This window comes from Protofrankia sp. Cr1 (genome assembly GCF_963555865.1).
Lineage (GTDB): Bacteria > Actinomycetota > Actinomycetes > Frankiales > Frankiaceae > Protofrankia.
This window is the reverse complement of sequence record NZ_CAUVXO010000034.1, coordinates 1-2,055: the sequence shown is the minus strand read 5'-3', so window position 1 is coordinate 2,055 and position 2,055 is coordinate 1. Positions and strand designations below refer to the sequence as shown.

The window sequence follows — 2,055 nt, the reverse complement described above, 5'->3', positions numbered from 1 at the left end:
GAACTCCTCGATCGAACAGGCCCTCGGCACACCGGCGGCCGATCCTGCAATACTCGGAGACGACCGGCTGCCCGGAGACGGGGACGACAGCCACGCGGAACAGGCACGGAACGGCCAGCTCGACGATCAGGCCAACCGGGTCGAAGCCGCAGGTCAGGAGGGCTCGCCTAGTGGCCGATGGCGGTGGTCTTGAAAACCACTAGGGGTGGCAACGCTCCTCGTGGGTTCGAATCCCACGCCCTCCGCTCCGACCAGTATCTTTGGCCTGAATCCGCAGGCCACGGTACTTTTGATCTTTCCTTTTACGATCTTTCTGTACCTTGTGGATGTCCGGCTGTGGCCGACCTGGAGCGGCCGTCGGTGGCGATCCAGTGCCCGTCGGGGGAGAAGATCACTGTGTTCACGGGGTCGCCTTCCATCACGCTCTCGGGTATGCGGTCGAGCGGGGGTGGCTCGGCTCGAACCCGGTGGACGGTGACCAGTGGCGGGAGCCGGAGGTTGCCAAGACTGTGGACCGCCGGGTTGTCGCCAATCCGGCGCAGGTTCGGGATCTGCTCGCGGACGTCGCCGGGCAGGGGACGACAGGTCGGCATCTCGTAGCCTCCTATGGCTGCATTTACTTCGCGGGTACCCGGCCGTCCGAGGGCCTGGCGCCGCGCGGGTCGGACTGCTTCCTGCCGACCGAAGGTTGGGGCCGCCTGGACCTGGCGGCCAACGAACCCCGTGCTGGGCATGGTTGGACGGATGACGCGGCGCCCCGTAAGCGGCGCGGGCTGACGCGGCGGGTGAGAAGGAAACCCGCCCGGTACCGATCCCACCCGCGTACGTGCGGACGCTGCGCTACCACATCGACAACTTCGGTGTCGGCATGGAAGGCCGGCTGGTCCGAACCGCGGCCGGTGGTGCCCCACAGGAGAGCACGTACACCCGCGCGTGGCGGAAGAGGCCCGAGAGAAGGCGCTCACACCGGAGCAGGCCGCGTCACCGCTCGCCCGGCGTCCCTACGACCTGCGCCACGCTGCGGTTTCCCTCATCTACAGATGTCCGCACCCATTGCAGTACTCCGGTCTCGGAGGGTTCAACTCCCACGGCCCGGCGTCAATCACCTGGCGCGTATATCTCGCTCACTTTCTTGCGCGAAAGCTGTCAATGTCTGAGCGTACTCCGATCGCCGTGCCGGTACGGAGCGGCGTCGACGTGCTGCCGCTCTGGCACTCTGGTATTTTGTTAAATGGAGAGCGCTCCGCTGTCGCCAGGGATTCCAAGTTCGCTTAGGTACGTGATGCGAGCGTTGATGGCAGCCGAGAAGTGGCGCCAGTCGAGGCTTTCGACAAGCTCGACCGGCCGCGGGTTGTGGGCCGACGAGGTGACATAGCAGACGGCGTCGTACAGGTTTTCTGCCATGAGTCGTTCACAGAAGATTGCGAATCTTTTCTGGTAGGAGGCTCCCTGCCAGATTGTCTCGACCGGGAATGCGCCTTTGTTCAGTCGAACTTCAGAGCGTGACCCGAGCTCATCCTGCATGATAAAAAAATAGCCGAGCCATGGCTTCTCGCCGAGGTAGGAGTCGACGAGCACTGCCCGTCGGAAGTCCACGGCGCTTCCAAGCGCTTCCTCGACTCTGTTGTTGTAGTTGTTGCCGAATGACGGCCCGCCGAGGGCCTTGAGTTCGAACGCGGCGACTAGGACGTTGCCATAAGCAACTATGATGTCCCACCTTTTTTGCGGGCGGTAGTATCCCGGGAGCTCCAAGCCTTGACTGACCGTTACGCGAATGGATCCGGAAGGATATCCAGCCTCGACGAAGAACTTGGCGAGGAGGGTTGCGATGGCATCGAAGTGTTTGCCGCCGCGCACAGATCCCGCGATTCCCGCACCAACTTTCTCCCTGACAGCGGAAAGCTGGTTCTGGGTCTCTTTGACGCCCCAATAAGCAGCGATTGCTTCTTCGAAGTCCTCACGGGTTACGGTCAAGACTTCCCTTTCTCAGTCTGGCAGGCTAGACAGGCCGTAGACGCGCAGAGCAGTCTCTGTCGCGGCGTCGACGTCGCGACG

At 63.0% G+C, this 2,055-nt stretch carries 3 protein-coding genes and 1 tRNA gene; 2 read left to right on the top strand and 2 right to left on the bottom strand.

The annotated features are described in order from the left end of the window. Window positions 1-193, top strand: a 193-nt coding sequence (locus tag U9980_RS05475; RefSeq protein WP_322766953.1) for a hypothetical protein, incomplete at its 5' end; no start/stop codon positions are given. Further along, a tRNA-Ser gene (locus tag U9980_RS05470) sits at window positions 157-245 on the top strand. The genes U9980_RS05475 and U9980_RS05470, both read left to right, overlap by 37 nt. Window positions 246-302: 57 nt before the next feature. Here the strand turns inward: U9980_RS05470 and U9980_RS05465 are convergent. Both U9980_RS05465 and U9980_RS05460 read right to left on the bottom strand, forming a co-directional pair. After that, on the bottom strand, window positions 303-593 hold the full coding sequence (locus tag U9980_RS05465) for a hypothetical protein (RefSeq protein ID WP_322766952.1): 291 nt from the start codon (window positions 591-593) through the stop codon (window positions 303-305). Window positions 594-1,227: 634 nt separating this feature from the next. Next, complete coding sequence (locus U9980_RS05460) at window positions 1,228-1,974, bottom strand: PaeR7I family type II restriction endonuclease (protein ID WP_322766951.1); 747 nt, start codon at window positions 1,972-1,974, stop codon at window positions 1,228-1,230. Window positions 1,975-2,055: the final 81 nt, after the last annotated feature.

Excerpts from the sequence above, each read along its gene's own strand:
- U9980_RS05465 (WP_322766952.1), bottom strand. The coding sequence starts at position 593 with ATGCCGACCTGTCGTCCCCTGCCCGGCGACGTCCGCGAGCAGATCCCG.